General features: G+C 70.3%; 18 protein-coding genes. 7 read left to right on the top strand and 11 right to left on the bottom strand.

What is annotated here, in order from left to right; translation table 11 throughout:
* The 7 genes from OG792_RS08890 to OG792_RS08860 form a co-directional block, all read right to left on the bottom strand.
* Complete coding sequence (locus OG792_RS08890) at positions 1-2,532, bottom strand: hypothetical protein (protein ID WP_329108745.1); 2,532 nt, start codon at positions 2,530-2,532, stop codon at positions 1-3.
* Entirely contained in the window at positions 2,529-4,193 is a 1,665-nt protein-coding gene (locus OG792_RS08885; protein ID WP_329108744.1) for a phosphate ABC transporter substrate-binding protein PstS, read from the bottom strand. Before OG792_RS08885 ends, OG792_RS08890 begins: the two co-directional genes overlap by 4 nt.
* A gap of 29 nt (positions 4,194-4,222) precedes the next feature.
* On the bottom strand, positions 4,223-5,398 hold the full coding sequence (gene pstA, locus OG792_RS08880) for a phosphate ABC transporter permease PstA (RefSeq protein WP_329108743.1): 1,176 nt from the start codon (positions 5,396-5,398) through the stop codon (positions 4,223-4,225).
* A gap of 23 nt (positions 5,399-5,421) precedes the next feature.
* Positions 5,422-6,525 carry a phosphate ABC transporter permease subunit PstC gene (gene pstC, locus OG792_RS08875; RefSeq protein WP_329108742.1) on the bottom strand — a complete coding sequence of 368 codons (1,104 nt, stop codon included), beginning with the start codon at positions 6,523-6,525 and terminating at the stop codon, positions 5,422-5,424.
* Between the two features lie 8 nt (positions 6,526-6,533).
* On the bottom strand, positions 6,534-7,370 hold the full coding sequence (locus OG792_RS08870; protein WP_329108741.1) for an LPXTG cell wall anchor domain-containing protein: 837 nt from the start codon (positions 7,368-7,370) through the stop codon (positions 6,534-6,536).
* A 209-nt stretch (positions 7,371-7,579) separates the two neighbouring features.
* Positions 7,580-7,960 carry a hypothetical protein gene (locus tag OG792_RS08865; RefSeq protein ID WP_329108740.1) on the bottom strand — a complete coding sequence of 127 codons (381 nt, stop codon included), beginning with the start codon at positions 7,958-7,960 and terminating at the stop codon, positions 7,580-7,582.
* A gap of 598 nt (positions 7,961-8,558) precedes the next feature.
* Positions 8,559-9,206 (bottom strand): TetR/AcrR family transcriptional regulator, encoded by a 648-nt coding sequence (locus OG792_RS08860; protein ID WP_329108739.1) that lies wholly within the window; start codon positions 9,204-9,206, stop codon positions 8,559-8,561.
* A gap of 136 nt (positions 9,207-9,342) precedes the next feature.
* On the opposite strand from OG792_RS08860, the gene OG792_RS08855 reads away from it, so the two are divergent.
* The gene (locus tag OG792_RS08855; RefSeq protein WP_329108738.1) at positions 9,343-10,374 is read left to right on the top strand and encodes a medium chain dehydrogenase/reductase family protein; all 1,032 of its coding nucleotides are present in this window, start codon (positions 9,343-9,345) and stop codon (positions 10,372-10,374) included.
* Between the two features lie 58 nt (positions 10,375-10,432).
* Positions 10,433-10,852: a VOC family protein gene (locus tag OG792_RS08850; protein ID WP_329108737.1), complete on the top strand. Its 420-nt coding sequence runs from the start codon at positions 10,433-10,435 to the stop codon at positions 10,850-10,852.
* Between the two features lie 33 nt (positions 10,853-10,885).
* On the opposite strand, the gene OG792_RS08845 is transcribed toward OG792_RS08850, so the two are convergent.
* On the bottom strand, positions 10,886-11,719 hold the full coding sequence (locus OG792_RS08845; RefSeq protein ID WP_329108736.1) for an alpha/beta fold hydrolase: 834 nt from the start codon (positions 11,717-11,719) through the stop codon (positions 10,886-10,888).
* A gap of 72 nt (positions 11,720-11,791) precedes the next feature.
* Here OG792_RS08845 and OG792_RS08840 point away from each other — a divergent pair, with 72 nt between their 5' ends.
* The 3 genes from OG792_RS08840 to OG792_RS08830 all read left to right on the top strand — a co-directional run bounded on the left by OG792_RS08840 (position 11,792) and on the right by OG792_RS08830 (position 14,933).
* Positions 11,792-12,844 carry a sigma-70 family RNA polymerase sigma factor gene (locus tag OG792_RS08840; protein ID WP_329108735.1) on the top strand — a complete coding sequence of 351 codons (1,053 nt, stop codon included), beginning with the start codon at positions 11,792-11,794 and terminating at the stop codon, positions 12,842-12,844.
* A 313-nt stretch (positions 12,845-13,157) separates the two neighbouring features.
* Entirely contained in the window at positions 13,158-14,183 is a 1,026-nt protein-coding gene (locus OG792_RS08835; protein WP_329108734.1) for a hypothetical protein, read from the top strand.
* A gap of 345 nt (positions 14,184-14,528) precedes the next feature.
* Positions 14,529-14,933: a hypothetical protein gene (locus OG792_RS08830; protein WP_329108733.1), complete on the top strand. Its 405-nt coding sequence runs from the start codon at positions 14,529-14,531 to the stop codon at positions 14,931-14,933.
* Between the two features lie 122 nt (positions 14,934-15,055).
* On the opposite strand, the gene OG792_RS08825 is transcribed toward OG792_RS08830, so the two are convergent.
* Genes OG792_RS08825 through OG792_RS08815 form a run of 3 tightly spaced genes read right to left on the bottom strand, consistent with a single transcriptional unit; the run spans position 15,056 to position 17,642 of the window.
* Complete coding sequence (locus OG792_RS08825) at positions 15,056-15,901, bottom strand: alpha/beta fold hydrolase (RefSeq protein ID WP_329108732.1); 846 nt, start codon at positions 15,899-15,901, stop codon at positions 15,056-15,058.
* Between the two features lie 57 nt (positions 15,902-15,958).
* Positions 15,959-16,606, bottom strand: coding sequence for a HEAT repeat domain-containing protein (locus OG792_RS08820; RefSeq protein WP_329111165.1), 648 nt, complete (start codon positions 16,604-16,606; stop codon positions 15,959-15,961).
* A gap of 40 nt (positions 16,607-16,646) precedes the next feature.
* Positions 16,647-17,642 carry a helix-turn-helix transcriptional regulator gene (locus tag OG792_RS08815; RefSeq protein WP_329108731.1) on the bottom strand — a complete coding sequence of 332 codons (996 nt, stop codon included), beginning with the start codon at positions 17,640-17,642 and terminating at the stop codon, positions 16,647-16,649.
* Between the two features lie 62 nt (positions 17,643-17,704).
* On the opposite strand from OG792_RS08815, the gene OG792_RS08810 reads away from it, so the two are divergent.
* Positions 17,705-18,280, top strand: coding sequence for a DinB family protein (locus OG792_RS08810; RefSeq protein ID WP_329108730.1), 576 nt, complete (start codon positions 17,705-17,707; stop codon positions 18,278-18,280).
* Positions 18,281-18,390: 110 nt separating this feature from the next.
* Complete coding sequence (locus OG792_RS08805) at positions 18,391-19,497, top strand: epoxide hydrolase family protein (protein WP_329108729.1); 1,107 nt, start codon at positions 18,391-18,393, stop codon at positions 19,495-19,497.
* Positions 19,498-19,547: the final 50 nt, after the last annotated feature.

Below are 19,547 nucleotides of genomic sequence, written 5' to 3'. Positions count from 1 at the left end.
TCACGAACCCGTTCGCCGCAGCACCCGGCCGGCGGACCGGACGAGGCGCCGTACCGGATGGTCCGGCTGGGCGGCGAGCAGGACGAACGGGATGACCAGCAGCACGAGCAGCCCGGTGCCGAGGACCGCCGGCAGCGCCCAGGCGCCGAGCGCCGACGTGTCGGTCCGGGTCAGCGCCCGGACCTGCGGCTGCGGGGTGCCGGCCGAGGGCGTGACGCTGGCCTTGGGCGTGGGCGACGGGCTCGGTGTGCTGCCCGGGGTCGGTACCGAGGCCGGCGGTTGGGTGCCGTTGCCGCCGTTCGCGGCGGGTGTGGTCGGCGGTGGGGTGGTCGGATCGGGGTCGGCCGCCTGCCGGGCCACCGCGTCGGCCAGGGTGAGCGCCTGCCGGCGCAGGTCGTCCGGAAGCGGCAGGTAACCGGGTGGCAACTGGCCGATCGCGCCGCCGAGGGTCTGGTGCCGGGCGCTGACCGCGCGGCGCACGAACTCCGCGTAGTCGGCGGCGGCGTCGTCGGGCAGGCCGGCGGTCGGCACCGCCAGGTAGATCGGCAGCGTGCCCGGGTAGGCGGTCGCCGGCAGCGCCGCGTGGTCGACCCGCCGGGTTCCGGAGCTGTCGTCGACCACCATGTGCCGCAGCGCCTCGGCCATCGCCGCCGGCGTCGGCCCGACGAACGTACGCTGGCCGTCGGCGCCGCGTCCGGACTGCAACCGGGCCATCGGCAGCCCGTACGCCTCGGCGTAGGCGACCGAGGTGACGGTGAGGTAGACCCGGCTCGGGAAGTACTGCCGGTTCGGTTTGGACCACACCCAGTTCGGCGTCTCGCCGAGTGGGCTGGTGTTGACGCACTCCTGGTTCAGTCCCTGCGAGTCGGCGATCGAGTAGATCCCGCCCTCCAGGCTCGGCGCGACGTGCTGGACCCGGGTCAGGCCGGGCAGCGGGCCGCACGGCACACCCTCGGGCACCCACTCGTCGCGCAGTTCGAACCGGGCCGACGGGAACGGGGTGCCCCGGTAGACCGGGTTGACCGTGGTGCCGTACTCGTCCGCCTCGCCGCCGAGCCAGCGGACGGCCTCCGGGTCGGCGGTGACGTACCGGGTCAGCTCGTAGTAGGCGTCCGAGTCGTTGGTGATGACCGTGAGGCCCTGTGATCCGCTGGCGTTGTTGCCGTTGGTCGGCCCGCCGGCGGCGTCCTGCGGGTAGTCCGGGTTGAGCGCCAGGAACTCCTTGTCGTGGAAGAGGGTCACCGGGTTGGCACTGACCGCGGGATGGGCCTGGTTGAAGAAGAACGTCCCCTGGTACGACTGGGTCATCAGCTTCGCCAGCAGGCGTGGACTCAGTCGCAGGTCCCGCAGCTCGTACGGTGCGTCGTCGCCGACCCGTACGTCGACCGCGAACGCCACCGCGACCCCGGTGGCGAGCACCGGGGCGTGCGCGAGTGGTCGGGGTGAGCCGGTCACCGGTCGGGTGACCAGTGCCGCGTCGGCGCCGTACTCCTCCCCGCTGCGGTTGAGCAGCAGGTTGCGCGCCACCTCCTCGCTCTGCCGTACGTGGGCCAGCCGGGGTGCCTCCCGGTCCACGCACATGGCCTGCGTCCAGCGGCGCAGCGCGAGGTCGGCGGTCTCCGCCCCGACCAACGCCCGCTGCGGACGGGGGTCGGTGGTCGCGCAGGTCGAGTCCGCCGGGGCGAATTCGATGGGTACGACGAACCGGTTGCGCCAGTTCGACTCCAACGCCCAACCGCCCGGGGCGAGCGTCTCGTTGTACTCGGGACTGTTGTTCGGGCCGCCCACCGGGCCGGTCGGACCGGCCGAGCATGGCGCAGCGGCGTCCGGTGCGCAGACGAGTTCCATCACCGGGATCACCACCAGCGAGCACTTCCGGCTCGCGGAGCAGCCGAGGCTCGGCGTGGTGACCTGGTCACGTACCTCGAACCGGACGTCGCTGCGGGTGCCGTCCGGACCGGTCGGCTCCACCATCGTGTTGCCGGCGAAGTTCGAGGTGCCGAAGTCGGACGGCTGCTCCGTCGGTGCGTACGGGGTTTCCCGGTTGGCCGCCCGGAACGACGGCCGCCAGCCCAACCCGCGCTGCTGCTCCGGCTGGAGGGCGTCCCAGTAGGAGGCGTTCGAGCTGTCGTTGGCCATGGTCCGGTTGAAGTAGCAGTCCTCCCGGGCCGGTTCCGGCTTCGAGCACTGCAAGATCACGACCGGGTACTCCATCGTGTACGGCACCGCCTCGTTCTGCGGCACCGTGACGATCGGGAGGCGGTGGCTCGGCACCAGCCCGGACCAGCTCAGCCGGAGCACCTGCCGGTTGATCAGGCCCTCGGTGGTCGAGACGCGTACGGTCGCCGTTTGCGGCCCCTTGTCGCCGCGCTGGATCTGCCGGGTCTGCTCCCGGGCGGCGGTGGCGAGCTCGGCCGTTGCCGGCCGGTCCGCGATGCCCGGTGCGACCACCAGCGCTGCGAGGATGGCCAGCACCAGCGCGGCGCTGGCTCGGCGGGGGTACGCGACAGTGGTCGTGCGGCGGCGGGTCATCGCCCCGCCTCCCGTCGCCGGGCCACCGCGCGGGACACCAGTCCGGGCAGCAGGACGACCAGGAGCAGCAGCCCGGCGGCGAGCACGGCCAGTGCCCGGGACATCCCGTCGGGTCGGAAGGCGGCGAGTTCGGTGGCGGCGCCGGTGAGCTCGTTGTTGGTACCACCGGCGAGGATCGGCTGACCCGACTCCGGGTCGACGTCGGCGATCCCGTCGCCGTCGGTGTCGACCGGGGCGGCCGTCGGTGGCGTGGTGGCGTTCGGCCCGGCACCGTTGTTGTTGCCGTTGTTGTTGGCGTTGTTGTTGCCGCCGTTGTTGTTCGCGTTGTTGTTACCGCCGTTGTTGTTGCCGTTGCCCGAGCACGGTCCCTGGCCCTGCCTGTCGCACTCCGGTGGGGCGGGAGCGTCCTGGGCGAGCTTGTTGACGGCCGGGTTGCGCGGGTCGAAGGTCGGGTTCGGACAGTTGGCGAAGTTGTTGTCCGGCCGGTCCTCCGGGGCGAGCTTCGCGATCCGGGCGATCTGGTCGAACGCGGCCTGCACCAGGTTGCGGGGCAGGGGCGAGTAACCGAGCTGTCCGGCGTTGCGCTGCCCCTCGCAGATCGAGTAGTACGCGAAGTCGGCGAGGGCCCTGGCCCGTCCCGGCGTGATCCGGCGGTCGTCGGCCCCGACCGGCAGGATCATGTACGAGTACGACGACAGCGGGTAGGCGCGCTTGTCGGCGTTGGTGTAGACCCCGTCGAGCACCTGGGTCAGGTACTCGCGCGGGTTGCTCCGGTCGGTGTTGATCCGGGCCTGCTGCAACGCCACGGCCACGTTGTAGTCGGTCGGCGAGACGTAGTAACCGGCCTGGTTGAGCATCTTCGCCACCGGGTAGTTCTTGTTCCGCGCGTAGGAGAACTCGACGTAGCCGATGGTCCCGTTGCCGGACCGGGCCGCGACGTAGTTGGCCACGTTGTCCGAACCGCTCTGCGCGACCTGCCGACCCTTGCGCGGGTAGTACGACGTCAGCCCCTGGCAGCCGCAGTACGCGCGCCACTGGGAGCCGTACCGCTTGTCCATCCAGAGCGCGAACTGGGCGGTGGTGCCGGAGCCGTCGGACCGGACCACCGGCACGATGTCGATAGCGGGCAGTGCCTTGCCGTTGTTGTCCCGGGTGATCTGCGGGTCGTTCCACTTCGTGATCTTGTTGGTGAAGATCCCGACGATCGACTCACCGGACAGCCGCAGGTCCCGGTAGAGCTTGCCGCCGACTTCGAGGTGGTACATGAACGAGGTGCCACCGGCCACGATCGGCATGTACGCGAACGGCCGGCGGGCGTCCTCGACCACACCGGTGATCGGGTCCGGCTGGGTCTGGTACGGGATCTCGGAGACCCCGAAGTCGCTCTGCGAGTTGCTGAAGTCACGGCGTCCGGCGGACGAGCCGTTGGCGGTGTAGACGACCCGGTTCCCGGTCGCCTGCACGCTCGTCACCCACTGCTGCAACGCGTTCGCGCTCCAGGTCGAGCCGGTCCCCTCCACCTGCTCGTACGGCACCGCCAGGGCGGGCGCGGCCGGTGCGACCACCGCCATCAGCAGCGCCGCTCCCGCGGCCAGCACCCGCGCGGCGCGCCGTCGGGGCGGTCGCCCTCCGGCGGCGTCGGATCGGGTCGGGGTTGTCATCGTTCCTCCTTGAGATGGGTTGGGTCGCCTCACCGCGTGCCCGACCGCCGGGCCGCCACCAGCCGGGCCACCACGAACAGGGCGAGCACGAGCACGAGCAGCAGCGCGGCGCCGCCGAAGGCCCGACTGATGTACGCCGGCTCGCCGCTGCGTACGAGTGAGTAGACGTACAGCGGCAGCGAGTTCATCGAACTGTCCACCGGGTTGACGTTGAGGTAGTTCGAGGCGCCCGAGGTGAGCAGCACCGGCGACGTCTCCCCGATGCCGCGCGCGGTACCGAGGATCAGGGCGGTGGCCAGCCCGGGGCGGGCCGTCGGCAGGACCACCCGCCACACCGTCTGCCACTGTGAGGCACCGAGGGCCAGGCTCGCCTCGCGCAGCCCGCCGGGCACCACCCGCAGCACCACGTCCGCGGCGCGGGCGATGATCGGCAGCATCATCACCGAGATCGCCAGCGAGGCGGCCAGCCCGGACCGGGGAAAGCCCAGGGTCACCTGGAGCACGGTGTAGATGAACAGGCCGGCGACGATCGACGGCAGCGCGGTCATCGCCTCGACCACGGTCCGGACCAGCCGGCTGAACCGGCCGCCCACCTCGGTCATGAACACGGCGGTCGCCACGCCGAGCGGCAGCGTGATGGCGATCGCGATGCCGATCTCGACCAGCGTGCCGACGATGGCGTGCAGCGCACCGCCCATGTCCAGCGGCGCCAACGGCCCCGCCGCCGAGAGGTCCTCGGTGTAGAAGTTCAGGTACCGCAGCGCCGGCAGCCCCCGCCACACGGTGTAGACGATCACCAGGCAGAGCGTCGCGCCGACGGTCACGGCACCGGCGTGCACCACCGCGGCGGCGAGCCGGTCGGCGATGACCGTGCCCGGATGCCGGATGGCCGTCACCGCCGCGTACAGCAGCAGGAAGGTGCCGAGCCAGAGCAGGGCGAACCCGACCGCCCCGTCGGTGGGCAGCAGGCGTTGGAACAGCACCCAGGCCAGCGCCAACGCGGCCAGCCCCGAGCCGAACACGGACAGTCTGTCGTCCAGGGTGCGGGGCGTCAGCCGTCGGCGCGGTTCGTCGATGTTCCGGTCGTCGCCACCCTCGTCGTTCGTGTCGTCGACCGGCGGGCCGACCAGCGCCGGGTTTTCGGCCGTGTGGTCGATCGGCCGGAGGTCGTGCTCCACCGGTGGCGGAATCATTTCGGTCTGCACCCTGTTTCCCCGTCCCGTCCCGGTCAGATCTCGGTCGTGGCGCCGCTGCGGCTGCGCGAGACCAGGACGGCGGCGAGCGTGTTGACGGCGAGTGTGATGAGAAAGAGCACCAGCCCGGCGGCCAGCAGGGCGGAGAGCTGTCCGGCGTCCGCGTCGCCGAACCGGACCGCGATCAGCGACGAGGTGGTGATCGTGCCGTTCTCCAGGATCCGGAGCTTCACCTCGAAGGCGGTCGAGATGATGAAGACGACGGCGATGGTCTCGCCGAGGGCCCGGCCGAGCCCGAGCATCGCCCCGCCGATGATGCCGCCGCGCCCGAACGGCAGCACGACCGTCCTGATCACACCCCACCTGGTGGCACCCAGCGCCCACGCCGCCTCCCGTTCGCCCTGCGGGGCCTGGGAGAAGACCTCACGCATGACCGCGCAGGCGATGGGCAGCACCATCAGCGAGACGACCACCCCGGCGATGAACGCCGACGAGGTGTAGCGGCTCTCGGCCCAGATGGCCGCGTTCGGGTCGACCGGGTCCTCGGCGGTGCCGACCTCGAAGACCGGCAACCAGCGGCCGTACGAGTGCAGCCATCGCGCGATCCCGATCAGCTGCGGCTGGAAGAACGCCAACCCGACCAGCCCGTAGACCACGCTGGGAACCGCCGCCATCAGGTCCACCGCGGAGACCAGCACCCGGCGGAGCCCGCGGGGGGCGTACTCGGTGATGTAGAGCGCGGTGAGCAGGGCCAGCGGAAAGGCGACCACGATCGCCACGGCGGCGACGAGTACGGTGCCGACGACCACCGCGGCGATGCCGAGGACGTTGCGCTCCGGGTTCCAGTCGCTCTCGGTGAAGAACCGCCACCCGTAGTTGCGCAGTGTCGGCACCGCCTGCACCGCCAGGAACGCCCCGATGCCCCCCATGACCAGCAACATCAGGGCGCCCGCCGTACGCGCGCCGGCCCGGAACAACCGATCGACCAGTACGGCCCCACCGCCGGTACGGCGACGCGGCTCGTCCCCGACCTGCCCGTCGTCCCCGACCTGCCCATCTTCCCCGGCGGCCCGGTCCTCGTACCCGGCTCGGTCCTCGTACCCGGTCTGGTCCTCGGTCCTGTGCTCGGCACTGCTCATGCCGGACCTCAGTGGCCGGTCGGGGCGGCGGCGAGCAGCCGCTGCCGGCGGTCCCAGAGCATCAGCGTCGCGCCGGACGCGATCAGCACCAGGGCCAGGTAGAGGTAGGTGTCCAGACCACTGCTACCGGTCTGTGGCAGCGACCCGGGCGGGTCGTCGGTCTCGGTCGGGGTCGGCGTCGGGGAGTCGCTCTCCGTGGGGGTCGGGTCCGGTGACTCGGTCGGCGTCGCCGACGGGGTCGCGGTCGGCGTCGAGGTGGGAGTCGGGCTGGGCGAGTCGGTCGGCGTACCGGTCGGGGTCGCGGTGGGCGTACCGGTGGGGGTAGCGGTCGGCGTACCGGTCGGGCCGCCGCCCGTCACCACCTGCCACTGTCCGTCGGCGATCGCGATCCGCCCCGTGAGGGTGTCCGGAGCCACGCTGAACTCGTCGTTGTAGCAGGTCAGCTCAAGCACGTAGGCGCCCTCGGGCAGGTCGAGCACGCCGCCGGCCTGGGCCAGATCGGCGAGGGATCCGCTGATCGTGCCGCTCACCGGTGCCTGGTCCAGGTCGGGGCCGGCGAGGGAGATCAGGCTGAACGGCTGCACCGCGTCGTTGTAGAGGAACATGTCGGCCGCGGTGCCGAACCCGGCCGGACAGGGGCCGCTGGCGGTGAAGGCGGCGAACGGCGCGTCGGTGAGGGCGCCACTGACCGGTTCGAGGGTGATCGTGCCCACCGGGGCCGCACCCGCGGGAGCGACCAGCACCGGCACGGCTGCGACGCCGATGCTCAACCCGGCGGCGATGGTCGCGGCTCCGAACGATCGGGCGAGTCGTATCCGGGATGGCTTCGGCAGCCTGCGGGGCACGGTCCTTCTCCTCCTGTAGACGGGGGGGGTGTCGACGGGCGCGGGGATGCCCACGCGAACTCGCGGCCCAGACAATCGATGCGCGGTTACTGTGGCATCGCGCCATGGTGAACGGACCACAAAGGACACGCCTCCGGGAAATGGCGAAATCGCGGGAGGATTCGTTCCCGGATATCGGCGACCGACCGGGTACGGGCGCTTGACACTGCTCACCAGAAGCGACCCCGCCGGCCCACGGCCGAGTCCACCACGGCCTCCGGCGCGGCCATCCGGAACCGTTCGAGTGCGTGGTGGCAGTCGATACGCCTCTTGTAGCTGCGGGGAGAGAGCGCCGTCAGTTCCCCGCCCTCGTCGAACATCCGCCACGTCCAATCCTGGCCGGGGGCGGGCACGTGCACCAGTTCGATCAAGGCAAGGCGCGCCTCTCTGCGGATCTGGCGTACTGCGGCGACCGCACCGTCCATCGCGGAGAATGTGGCCGCCGACATGCCGAGCACCCGATTGTTGGACGCCACCAGACGCCAAATGATCATCCCTTGTAAGGTCCGATATATACGGAACTGCGCGACCGGTCCGCGGTCAGCAGTCATGCGAGATTGCTCCGTCCCGCCATCCCGACACCCGAAGGGGCATGGCTTTGCATAGCTGCGAGTCATGGGACTTTACTCAGATAGGCCACATACCGGAAACACCGGATGGTTCGGCCCCGAAGATGCATACTGCAAGTAGGCGATAACCGTCAGTGGAGATGAGTGTGAACGCTTGGCGGGCTACGCATGAACGAGAGAGGATGCGGCCCATTCGCTCGACGATCGGGGCACGGTAAACGCACCGACGGATCGCAATTCCCCCCGCAGACCACTGCCTCGATGGCGCCGACCGGGCCCACCCCACTCCACCGCCACCACAAAGGCGTCAAATCGCGTCAAGCGGGAGCACGGACGCATCCGGTGTCCGATGCAACCGGTCCGACGAGTCTCGATTATGGTGCGCGGACGATCCGGCCGCCGAAGGTGATCACGAGTGCGTGGGGGCCGACTTCCGGCGACGTACGGGGCAACGACTCGGCCGCCGGCCGCGCCGTACCGATCGAATTTGATCTCGTCGGCCGGAGGTGGCATTTCCGGGCGGTTGTCGCGGAACTCCGGATTCCTTGCCGCCCGGCGGTGACGAGGTGGCGCGGCGCGGTCAGCGCCTCAACAGGCCGTCCAGTTCGGCCGCGAACAGCCGGGCCGGGTCGAACCCCATTCCGGTGAAATGACCGGCCAGTTCCAGGGACAGGATGCCGTGCAGCCGGGTCCAGAAGGTCAGGGCACGATGCAGCGCCGCAGGCGGGGCGGAATGGTCGCCCGCCCATTGCCGGTGGCCTTCGAGGTGCGCGTCGAACGGTGTCGGCGGGCGATCCGAGGGCAGTACGACACAGGCGTCGAGCAGAGCCGCCATGATCTCGGACGCGATCCGGGTTACGTCGTCGGGCGCGTGGTAACCGGGGACGGGCGTGCCGTAGACGAGAAAGTACCGTTGAGGATCTTCCAGGGCCCAGGCGCGGATGGCGTTGGCCAGCGCGGTCAGGTCGGCGCCGGTCTCGGCGGTCGCACGGAAGGTGTCGGCGAGGCTCCGGTACGCGTCCGTGACGAGTTCGGTGATCAGCTCGTCGCGGTTGGCGTAGTACCGGTAGAGCGCGGGCCCGCTCAGGCCCATCTGCTTGGCGATGGCGTTGAGCGAGAGCGCGGACGCCCCGGCCTCGCCGATCTGCCGCCACGCACGTTCCTTGATCTCCGTACGCACCTGGGCGCGGTAGCGCTCGCGCGGGGTCTTCGTACCCGCTTCCGCCATGGCCTGCCGCCTTCCCCACACCGCCTGGCTACACACTCAAGATTTAGTTAGACGCTATCACGGAAACCCTTGACGCCACCCTCGCGACACTGTTAGAACTTATAACTAACACAACAGCGAGTAACAGGAGGTCGTCATGAACGTCGAAGGACTCGTCGAGGTCGTGCTGCCGGGCAAGGTCGAGCCGGAGGGGCTACAGATCCGGCGCGGAACCGTCCCGACGGCCGGTGCCGGCCAGGTCGTGATCAGGATGGAGGCGACCGGGGTCTCCTTCGCCGAGCAGCAGATGCGTCGCGGCCGCTACTACGACCAACCGGCGTTCCCGTTCGTGCCGGGCTACGACCTGGTCGGCACGATCCTCGCGACCGGCGAGGGCGTCGAGCCGGGGCTGGCCGGCACCCGGGTGGCCGCACTGGTGAAGGTCGGCGGCTGGGCCAGCCACGTGCTCGTCGAGGCGGCCGACGTGGTGCCGGTGCCCGACGGGATCGACCCGGCGGAGGCCGAGACCGTGGTGCTCAACGGCATCACCGCCTGGCAGATGCTGCACCGCAGGGCACGGATCCGCGCCGGGCAGACCATCCTCGTACACGGCGCCAACGGCGGCGTCGGCTCGGTCCTGGTCCAGCTCGCCCAGGCGGCGGGCGTGACCGTGATCGGTACGGCGTCCGCGCGACACCACGACGCCCTGCGCGAGCAGGGGGTCAGGCCCGTCGACTCCCGCGCCGAGGACCTCGCCGTACGGGTCCGCGAACTCGCCCCCGGTGGCGTCGACGCGGTCTTCGACCACGTCGGCGGTCGCGGCATCCTCGACTCCTGGCGCCTGCTCGCACCCGGCGGCACGCTCGTCTCGTACGGCAGCGCCTCCACCCGCGACGACACCGGGTCCAAGCAGTGGCCGGTGCTCAAACTGCTCGGCCGGGTATGGCTGTGGAACGCGCTGCCCAACGGCCGCCACGCCTACTTCTTCAACATCTGGGCCGGGCGCTTCCTGTCCAGGAACCGGTTCCGCGCCCGGTTGGGCGCCGACCTCACCCAGGTGTTCGCCGCCCTGCAACGCGGTGAGGTCACCGCCCGGATCGCCGCCCAACTGCCGCTCGCCCGCACCGCCGACGCGCTGCGGCTGGCCGAATCCGGCACCGTCGCCGGGAAGATCGTCCTGAACCCGTAGTTTCGGCCTGGTCCGTCCGGGAATGCCGCGCCACCTTCGGCAGCACAGGGGGAAAATCATGACCTTGGCCAACCCGGCACCCGACTACTTCAAGCCCGAGGACGGGATGTTCCTCGCGACCCTGCTCATCGTCCGGGACCTGGACCGGTCGCGGGAGTTCTACGAGCGGGTGTTCGGCGCCACCTGCGTCCACGAGAGCAGCCCGTTGATCATGAGATTCTTCAACAGCTACATCATCATCAACGTCGAGGGCGGCCCCACCGACGACAAGCCGACGGTGCAGGCCAAGGCCCCGGCCGACGCCAACACCCTGAGCTGCGCGATGAACGTCCGGGTCACCGACATCCGGAAGCTGTACGCGCAGTGGAAGGAGCGCGGCGCGGACTTCATCACCGAGCCGAAGGACCACGGTACGGAGATCCGCTGCTACCTGCGCGACCCCGACGGGTACCTGGTCGAGGTCGGACAGGGCCTCTGACCACACCGGGCCGGCAGCTCCACCTCCGGTCGTTCAGCTCTCCCCCAGAACGTCACGCAGTCGACCGGCGAACCGGTCGGGGTCGTCGGCGAAACCGGTGTGATCGCCGGGGAAGACCGTGGGCTCGACGCCGAGCGCCGTGGCGAGCGCCCTCGACGTACGGTCGCAGAGTTGACCGTCCGACTGCTCACCGATGCCGACGACGATCCGGGTTCCCGCCGAGCGCAGGGCGGCGAGATCGGGCCGCCAGCGGGTGGTCCAACGCAGCTCGTACGCGAACCAGCGGTGCTCGTCGGCGGCCTGCTGCGGCTCGCGTTCCCCGCCGAACATCATCTCGAACACCTCGTCGGGCACGGTGATGTCGGCCTGGGCCAGGAACCTCGCCCACGCCCCCGGCGTGTCGCCGGCGAGATGGGCGGCGATGATCTCCTCGGTCTCGGCGTGGACCCGCTCGCGGTCCGCGATCAGCTCGACCAGCGGAGGCTCGTGGGCGATCACGGTGTGCACCCGCTCGGGGTGGGCCTGGGCGAGCGCCAACGCGCTGACGGCGCCGCCGCTGGAGCCCAGGACCGTGGCCGGGCCGGCATCGAGGTGGGCCAGGAGCCGGGCGAGGTCGTCGCCACGCAGCTGCGGGGTCGACGGCAGCTCGGGGTCGTCGACCGGGCTGCGGTTGATCCCGCGCGGGTCGGTGGTGAGTACGGTGTGGTCGGCGGCGAGCAGGTCGGCCAGCGCCGCGAACGCGTCGGCGTCCATCGGGGAGCCGACGAGCGCCACCAGCGGACCCCGGCCCCGGATCTCGTAGTGCAGGCGCGCGCCGAAAACCTCAAGGGTCCGGGACGCGGCGGGAACGGTCGAGGCGTCGTACATCGAGGTCTCCTAGCTGGTGCTCACCACTCGGTCGCAATTGATGACTCCCGCCGTAGGGCAGAATCGTCGCTCGTGAGCAATCTTTCTTCTTCGCGGCACCGGGACACCGCGGCCGAGGAAGCCGAAGATCTCGACCTGGTCCGGGCACGCGACGGGGACGGCGCCGCGTTCACCCGCCTCGTCCACCCGTTGCGCCGGGAGCTGCACGCCCACTGCTACCGGATGCTCGGCTCGGCGCACGATGCCGACGACGCGCTACAGGACGCCCTGCTGCGGGCGTGGCGAGGGCTCGACCGCTTCGAGGGCCGCGGCTCGCTGCGCTCGTGGCTCTACACCGTCGCCACCCGTACCTGCCTGGACATCGCCGGGGCGCGCGGCCGGCGGGCCCTGCCGGTCGACCTCGGCCCGTCCAGCGACCACGCCGTGGTGGGCGACACCGCGCTGCCCAACGCCTGGCTGGGCCCCTATCCCGATGCGGGCCTCGCCGACGGGCCGGCCGGGCCGGGCGCGCGCTACGAGCAGCGCGAGGCGGTCGAGCTCGCCTTCGTCGCCGCCCTCCAGCACCTGCCGGGCAACCAGCGGGCGGCGCTGCTGCTGTTCGAGGTCCTCGGCTTCTCGGCGGCCGAGATCGCCACCATGATGGACACCTCGACCACGTCGGTGAACTCCGCCCTGGCCCGAGCTCGCAAGATCGTGGCCGAGAAGGTCCGGTCCCCGGCCCAGCAGCAGACCCTGCGGAAGATCGGCGACGCCCGCGTACGAGAGATCGTCGCCGGATATTCGGCGGCCCTGGAGCGGGGTGACACCGAGGCCCTGGTCGCACTGTTGACCGAGGACGTCACCTGGTCGATGCCGCCGCTGGAGCACTGGTACCACGGCATCGAGGCGGTCACCGACTTCGCCGTACGGGTGCCGCTGACCGGGTGCGGAACGTGGCGGCACCTACCGACCAGCGCGAACGGCCAACCCGCCGTGGGCTCCTATCTCTGGAACGACGACGCCGGGGCGCACCTCGCCTGGTCGATCGACGTCCTGACCCTTCGCGACGAGCAGATCACCGAGGTCACCTCCTTCGTCGCCGCCGCTCACTTCGAGTCCTTCGGGCTGCCCGCCTCCCTGCCCTGACGCCGCCCTACCGGGGCCGAGTCCCGCCTCGGCCGTCGTCGGCCGGATCGGATGCCTCGCTCCGATCGCGGCCAGCAGGTGAGTCCCCCGCCAGCATGCCCCGTGAACGGTGTCTCTCCCCGGTCCACAACGTTTATCCGGTCCGGCCGACCTATCGACCCCCGTTATGGACCGTGTCGCCGACATCCGTCGTCGGAGGCGCTTGTCCCCGCGCCTGACCGGCGGCGGAAACCATTCGTCCCGCCGTTCACCGCGCGCATTCCGGTGGGCCAGGCTGGGGCAGCTTCGCTAGTCCGACACGAGGGAGCGCGCGGTGATCGGATCGACCCACACCGACGGTGCCGACGAGGTTCGTGACCTGGCACGGCGCGGTCTGCTCGCCGCGACGATCGCGGGTGCCCCCGGATCGCACCGGTTGTGGCTGACGGGCGCGACCTATTCCATCGTCTGGCCGGTCGTGTACCGACGACTCACCCAGAAGATCGAATTACGACGGGGCCATGTTGTTTGCGCGGCCTCGGTGAGTCACCTGGCGGCGGATTGTCTGGACCGGTTCGAGAACGACGTCGAAGCCGTTGTCGACGACGTGACCAGAAAGGCCAGCGTACGAATAGAGAACCTGGAGGGTTGGATCACCAGCCGGCTGGTCCCGGCGACCGTCGACGGGCACCGTCGGCGGCGCGGCGAGAACGGGGCGCTACAGCGCCCCCGCGTGCCGGGTTGGCTGGCCAGGGAGCTGGACGGCGACCCCTGGCTGGTCGACCTGGCCACGCAGATGCTGGTCTGGGTGGGCACCACGAGCACCGCGGGCTACGACCTGTGGCCGACCGAGAGCTGGATGGTACGGCGCTGCGAGCGCCACGGCGACTGGTCGGTGTACGGGGAGGCCGATGTCCGCGCCGACATCCGTACGGTGCTGCGGGCGATGGGCCGGCGGCCACAGTGGTACCAGCGGTACGTCGAGGTGCCGCTCGGCCACAAGCAGGCGCCGGTCGTCGCGCTGCCGCAGCTCGACCACCGGGGCGAGGCGTCCGCTCTCGCCCCGGCCGACGCGCCCAGCGGGCACGACCGCCTGCTGACCTCGCTGGCCGGTGCGGCCGTCCAGCTCATCCAGGCCAGGCTGGCGCGCGGAGAACCGGCCCGGACCGTCGTCGCCGAGGTCCTGGCCACGGTGTTCGGTGCGGACATCGGGGCGCCGGAGGACCCGCACGGCTACGCCGGCCGGGCCTACGACGACCGCCTCCACCGTGTGCTGTGCGACCCCACAGAGCTGGACCGGCTGGTCGCCGCGGTGCTGGAGATAGTTCGCGGTGACGCCGTCGCGAAAAAAGGTCGATAAGGGTGGTTCGGGTGCCCGGGAGGCAGCGGATTCGATCCGTCGACCAGATCAGGAGACGCCGTTTGCCGACCCGTCGGCGAACAGACTGCCGTTGAACGGCCAGCGAGCATCGGGAGGTCTGCAATGCCACGTTCACCAGTACTGTCTGCCCATCGCCAACGCGGTCAACACCGTCTGTAAGGAATCCCCCGTTCCCGACGGTTACGTCATTCTCTCGCAGGTTACGCCGGTCGACTGTCCCGGCGGTCCCCGGAACGCCTGGCGTCTTCGACGTGTCATTCCAGGGTCGATGACCGCAAGTACCACAAACGCCGGTCTTGAGCGCCAGCACTCAACATGATATAGATGAGCGTGAAAGTATCTTTGTCACGGGATCGCACCTACCACGAAGGGAGCCCAGCATTCATGCTCGACAAGAGGATCGCCCTGACATTCGTACTGTCCGCGTTGGCGGCCACGCTCATCGGCGCCACAGCCAGCCCCGCAGCGGCGAATTCCGCCCCTACCGCCGTCGCCGCGCCAGCCATTTCCGCAGTCAGCGGTGACGGCGTAACCATCCAGACCCCGCACTACGTCTGCGCGACTGACATCTGGCTGCGCACACAGCCCGGAGGCAACGTCTATATTGGGCAACTGGTCTTCGGCGACTCGGTCGACTACCAATACTCCATCACCGGCTGGTCCTACGTGTACGCCTACAAGTTCCAGCGCTATGGCTGGATTCAGAGTGGCTGGCTCGATCCCTGCTGATCCGGTCATCGTCCCGGGGGTCCGCACAGGAATGCGGGCCCCCGGTCCAGGTCTGTATCAAGGAGGTCCCTCTCGCCACGAATGGTCTGACAAACGAGCCGCGAGAGGAACCTGGTGGACGGTCAGCCCCGGACCAGTGATGCGAGCAGGGCCGCCGCCTCCCCCGGGCGGACCATTACCTTGGCGTGGCTGACATCGAGCGACCGGACGTCGAACCGGTTGCCGGGGGTCAGCGCGTCAGCGTCGGCGATGAACCGGTCCTGGAGCGCGATCGGGATCGACCGGTCGGCGGTGAGCCGCACATAGGTGCGCGGAATCCGACCCCAGGTCTCGGCGTCGACCCGCTCCTCGCCGACGTCCAGCGTCTCGTCCGGCTCCAGGGTGTTCAGATATCCGTGGAACTCGTCGTCGGTGCCGTCGGCCAGCGTCGCCTCCCGAAGCGTCACGAGCAGTTCGGGATCGGCCGTACGCCAGTTGAAGCGCAACGCTCCGAGTTCCGCCGGATTCGCGGCGATCAGCCCACCGAGGCCGAACAACGCACTCGACGCGTTCTCCGCCGAGGTCTGATATCCGGCCGGGGTGTCGTTGACGCAGCACCACGCCGAGATGTAGACCAACCGGTCGACCAGTTCCGGCGCGGCGTTGCCGACCCCGGTCAGGGTGAGCCCACCCCGGCTGTGACCCACCAGGACCACCGGGCCGTGCTCGCGTACCCGCTTCACCACGTCCAGTACGTGGGCCACGTTGTCCGCGTGCCCGATGCCGGCCATCGCGCTCGGCGCGGTCGCCAGACCGACGAGATCCTGCGGCGCCTGGTACGCCGCCGGAAACGTCGCGCCGAAACCGTGTCCGGGCAGGTCGACGGCGAGCGAGCGATGCCCCCGCAGGGCCAACTCCCGCTGCATGGGCGCCCAGGTGAACGAGTTACTGGCGGCACCGTGAACGAAAACGAAGGTCGGATCGGTCATGCGGGAATGATGCCATCGCCGCCACCCCGCCCCGACCCACCCCGCGAGCGGTCAAGATCAGGGGCCGAGGGCCACGACGCGCTTCGCCTCCTCGACCGCGAAGTCGAATCCCTCGTCCGGGTTGCGCAACAGCCGTTCCGTGGCGATCGCGTGCTGACGCACGCGAGGGTCGGTACCCGCGATCGCGGCGTCCAGAGTGGGCACGATCGCCTCACCGAGCCCGGTCAGCGCCCGGCTGAGGCTCAACTGCGTCTCCCGCCCGCCGCGCCCGAGCTGTGTCCCCAACACCGCGGCCAACGCGGGTTCCGCACCCTCGGGTACGAGTCCGACCGCCGCTCGCCAGGCGGCCCGCGCCACCTCGTCGTCGGCGTCGGTCAGCAGCTCACGAGTGATCGCCGGCCACGCCTGCCGATCCCCGATCTTGGACAGCGTGTGCAACGCCTGGCTTCGTGCCTGCGTACGCTCCGAGCGGAGTTCGTCAACGAGTTTCGGGACCGTGATCGATGCCGAGTGGCGGGTGAGTGCCCAGGTGAGCATCTCGCGCACGTAGAACTCGGGTTCGACAGCGCAACGTTCGATGAGCCTGTCGACGAACCGCGGGTCCGGGGTCGTGCCGACGGCCAGCGCCGACCTCAGCCGCACTGACGAACTGTCGCTCCCCAGCGCCCGGAGAGCTCGAACCGTATCCGTGTCCTGTTGTGGCATGGTCATCGGGACCACCTCCCTGGCTAGAGTCAATACCCTCTCACTGCTCCGAGTCGGGCAGCGGTGGGATCGTCGCGCCGGCCGACAGCAGCCGCTCCGCCAGGACCCGGCAGCGCGCCCTGAGCTCCGGAGGGTCGAGTACCTCGAATTCGTGCCCCAGCAGGAGCACGTGCATGAGTACGAAGTCGAGGCTGGCGGCGCCACTGAGCACCTCGCAGAGTTCACTCCCCCGCTGTCGTACGACGGCTGCCGACGCCGGAATCTGCGCGCGTACCGTGTCGGCCGACGCGTGCACGAGGAAGTGGGCCCGGTACGGGTAGACCCGATTCGCCACCCCCTCCTGCACGTACGCGGCCGCGTCGGGCGCCGGGCGCGGGCGGAAGCGCCAGGTCCGTACGGACACCTCGGTCATCCGGTCGAGGCGGAAGCTGCGCCAGTCGTCGCGATCGAGGTCGTAGGCGAGCAGGTACCAACGCCGGTCGGAGGCGACCAGCCGGTAGGGCTCGACCCGCCGCCGTCGCACCTCACTCCCGGACGGGTAGTCGAACCCGGCCTCGACCTCGTCGCGGCAGGCTCTGGCCAGCGTCATGAGCGCCTCGGGGTCGACCGGCGTGCGGCCTCCACCGAAGGACTCCACCGAGCCGGCGAGCGCGCGCACCTCGTGCCGCAGCCGGACGGGCAGCACCCGGTCGAGCTTGGTCAACGCCCGGAGCGAGGCGTCGCCGGCGCCAACGACCCCACCACCGGCGCCGGCGAGCAGCGAGACCGCGGTGGCGATCGCCTCCTCGTCGTCGAGCAGCAGCGGCGGCAGGTCCTTTCCCGGGCCGAGCTGGTAGCCGCCGCCGACGCCCTGGCTGGCCTGCACCGAGTAGCCGAGCGTGCGCAGCCGCTCGACGTCGCGCCGTACCGTGCGCGGGGTGACCCCGAGCCGTTCGGCGAGCTCGGGGCCGGTCCAGACCTGGCGCTGCTGGAGCAGCCCGAGCAGGGTGAGCACGCGCTCCGTGGTGCCCCGCTCGTCACCGCCGGCCACGTCCATGTCGCCCACCCTGCCACAGATAGCGGACCGATCCTGTCCGCCAGGGATGCCAGGGTGGCCGCATGAGCACAGAAGAACTCGGCTGGAACCGGACACTGCGTGAGCAGTTGGAGTTTCACTGGAAGCATCAGCTACGAGCCCGGCTCGACGGCCTCACCGACGAGGAGTACCTCTGGTCGCCGGTGTCGGACGCCTGGAGCGTGCGGCCGCGCGGCAGCTCGACGGCGCCCGTGCAGTTCGGCGACGGCGACTTCACGATGGACTACGCCTCGCCCCCGCCGAGCCCCGCACCCTTCACCACGATCGCCTGGCGACTCGGTCACGTCATCGTCGGCGTGCTCGCCGCGCGCAACGCGTCGCACTTCGGCGCGCCACCGGCATCACACAAGACCTGGGCGTACGCCGGCAGCGCGGCCACCGCGCTCGACCAGCTCGGCACCCAGCTCGACGTCTGGCTGGCCGGGGTGCGTGGGCTCGGCGAGGCCGGGCTCCTGGTCCCGGTCGGGGCGAAGGAGCCTTTCCCCGAGTTGACCATGGCCGATCTGGTGCTGCACATCCACCGCGAACTGATCCACCACCTGTCCGAGGTCTGCCTGCTGCGCGACCTGTACCTGCACACGAGGGCCGGCACCGTGTGACAAGGCTAACGAATCGTTGGCCGCGCCAACGAGTGCGATATCGTCCAGGCGCCAAACGTTAGTCAGCCGAACGTTCTGGCGCGCCGGACGAATCCCCTGGAGTTGAGATCATGATCAAGCCGTTCCGCATCGACATCCCCCAGGCCGACCTCGACGACCTGACCGACCGGCTCACCCGCACCCGTTGGCCCAACGAGGTCGACGACGCCGGGTGGGACTACGGCTTCCCGCTGGCGCGGCTCAGGGAACTGGCCGAATACTGGCGTACCGGCTACGACTGGCGCGCGCACGAGACCAAGCTCAACGAGCTTGCGCACTTCACCACCGAGATCGAGGGCCAGAACATCCACTTCGTCCACGTCCGGTCCCCGAAGCCGGACGCGCTCGCGCTGATCCTCACCCACGGCTGGCCCGGTTCGTTCCTGGAGTTCCTCGACGTGATCGAGCCGCTGTCGCGCGACTTCCACCTGGTGATTCCGTCCATCCCGGGCTACGGCTTCTCCGGGCCGACCCACGAGCGCGGCTGGGACATCGTCCGGGTCGCGCGGGCCTGGGCCGAGCTGATGCACCGCCTCGGGTACGAGCGCTACGGCGCGCAGGGTGGCGACTTCGGCTCGGGCATCTCGACGGCGCTCGGCGCGGTGGCACCCGAGCGGGTCGTCGGCGTACACGTCAACTATCTGCCGACCCGGCCGGTGCCGGACGCCGGCATCGAGCTGTCCGAGACGGACGAGGCTCGACTGGACAGGGTCCGGCACCTGATGGCGAATCGTCCGCCGTACCAGGCGCTTCAGGCGGCCACCCCGCAGACCATCGGCTACGCGCTGACCGACTCGCCGGTCGGGCAGCTGGCCTGGATCGCCGAGCGCTTCGCACAGTGGACGGACCCGCGCTCGCAGATCAGTGACGAGCGGATGCTCACCGACATCTCGCTGTACTGGCTGACCGCCACCGCGGCCTCCTCGGCGCGGCTGCACCGCGAGACACCGCGACGGACCGAGCCGTGCCCGGTGCCGGTCGGCGTGGCGGTGTTCGCGCACGACATAACGCAGTCGGTACGACCGCTGGCCGAGCGGCTGTACGACATCAGGCACTGGTCGGAGTTCGACCGGGGCGGCCACTTCGCCGCGATGGAGGTGCCGGAGCTGCTCGCCACGGACGTCCGGGACTTCTTCCTCACCGACCTCGGGTACGACCACCGGGTCACCACCCGCTAGGCGACACCGTTGGCCGCGAACTCCCGGTCACCCCGGAGCTTCGCGGCCAA

Source organism: Micromonospora sp. NBC_01699, from assembly GCF_036250065.1.
GTDB lineage: Bacteria > Actinomycetota > Actinomycetes > Mycobacteriales > Micromonosporaceae > Micromonospora_G.
The sequence above is the reverse complement of the archived record's forward strand: the minus strand, read 5'-3'. Positions and strand labels throughout refer to the sequence as shown.

What these genes read in the sequence shown, in the direction of transcription:
- OG792_RS08890 (WP_329108745.1), bottom strand. Translation starts at nt 2,532, where the DNA reads ATGACCCGCCGCCGCACGACCACTGTCGCGTACCCCCGCCGAGCCAGC.
- OG792_RS08885 (WP_329108744.1), bottom strand. Translation starts at nt 4,193, where the DNA reads ATGACAACCCCGACCCGATCCGACGCCGCCGGAGGGCGACCGCCCCGA.
- pstC (WP_329108742.1), bottom strand. Translation starts at nt 6,525, where the DNA reads ATGAGCAGTGCCGAGCACAGGACCGAGGACCAGACCGGGTACGAGGAC.
- OG792_RS08865 (WP_329108740.1), bottom strand. Translation starts at nt 7,960, where the DNA reads ATGACTGCTGACCGCGGACCGGTCGCGCAGTTCCGTATATATCGGACC.
- OG792_RS08860 (WP_329108739.1), bottom strand. Translation starts at nt 9,206, where the DNA reads ATGGCGGAAGCGGGTACGAAGACCCCGCGCGAGCGCTACCGCGCCCAG.
- OG792_RS08855 (WP_329108738.1), top strand. Translation starts at nt 9,343, where the DNA reads ATGAACGTCGAAGGACTCGTCGAGGTCGTGCTGCCGGGCAAGGTCGAG.
- OG792_RS08850 (WP_329108737.1), top strand. Translation starts at nt 10,433, where the DNA reads ATGACCTTGGCCAACCCGGCACCCGACTACTTCAAGCCCGAGGACGGG.
- OG792_RS08845 (WP_329108736.1), bottom strand. Translation starts at nt 11,719, where the DNA reads ATGTACGACGCCTCGACCGTTCCCGCCGCGTCCCGGACCCTTGAGGTT.
- OG792_RS08830 (WP_329108733.1), top strand. Translation starts at nt 14,529, where the DNA reads ATGAGCGTGAAAGTATCTTTGTCACGGGATCGCACCTACCACGAAGGG.
- OG792_RS08825 (WP_329108732.1), bottom strand. Translation starts at nt 15,901, where the DNA reads ATGACCGATCCGACCTTCGTTTTCGTTCACGGTGCCGCCAGTAACTCG.
- OG792_RS08820 (WP_329111165.1), bottom strand. Translation starts at nt 16,606, where the DNA reads ATGCCACAACAGGACACGGATACGGTTCGAGCTCTCCGGGCGCTGGGG.
- OG792_RS08815 (WP_329108731.1), bottom strand. Translation starts at nt 17,642, where the DNA reads ATGGACGTGGCCGGCGGTGACGAGCGGGGCACCACGGAGCGCGTGCTC.
- OG792_RS08810 (WP_329108730.1), top strand. Translation starts at nt 17,705, where the DNA reads ATGAGCACAGAAGAACTCGGCTGGAACCGGACACTGCGTGAGCAGTTG.
- OG792_RS08805 (WP_329108729.1), top strand. Translation starts at nt 18,391, where the DNA reads ATGATCAAGCCGTTCCGCATCGACATCCCCCAGGCCGACCTCGACGAC.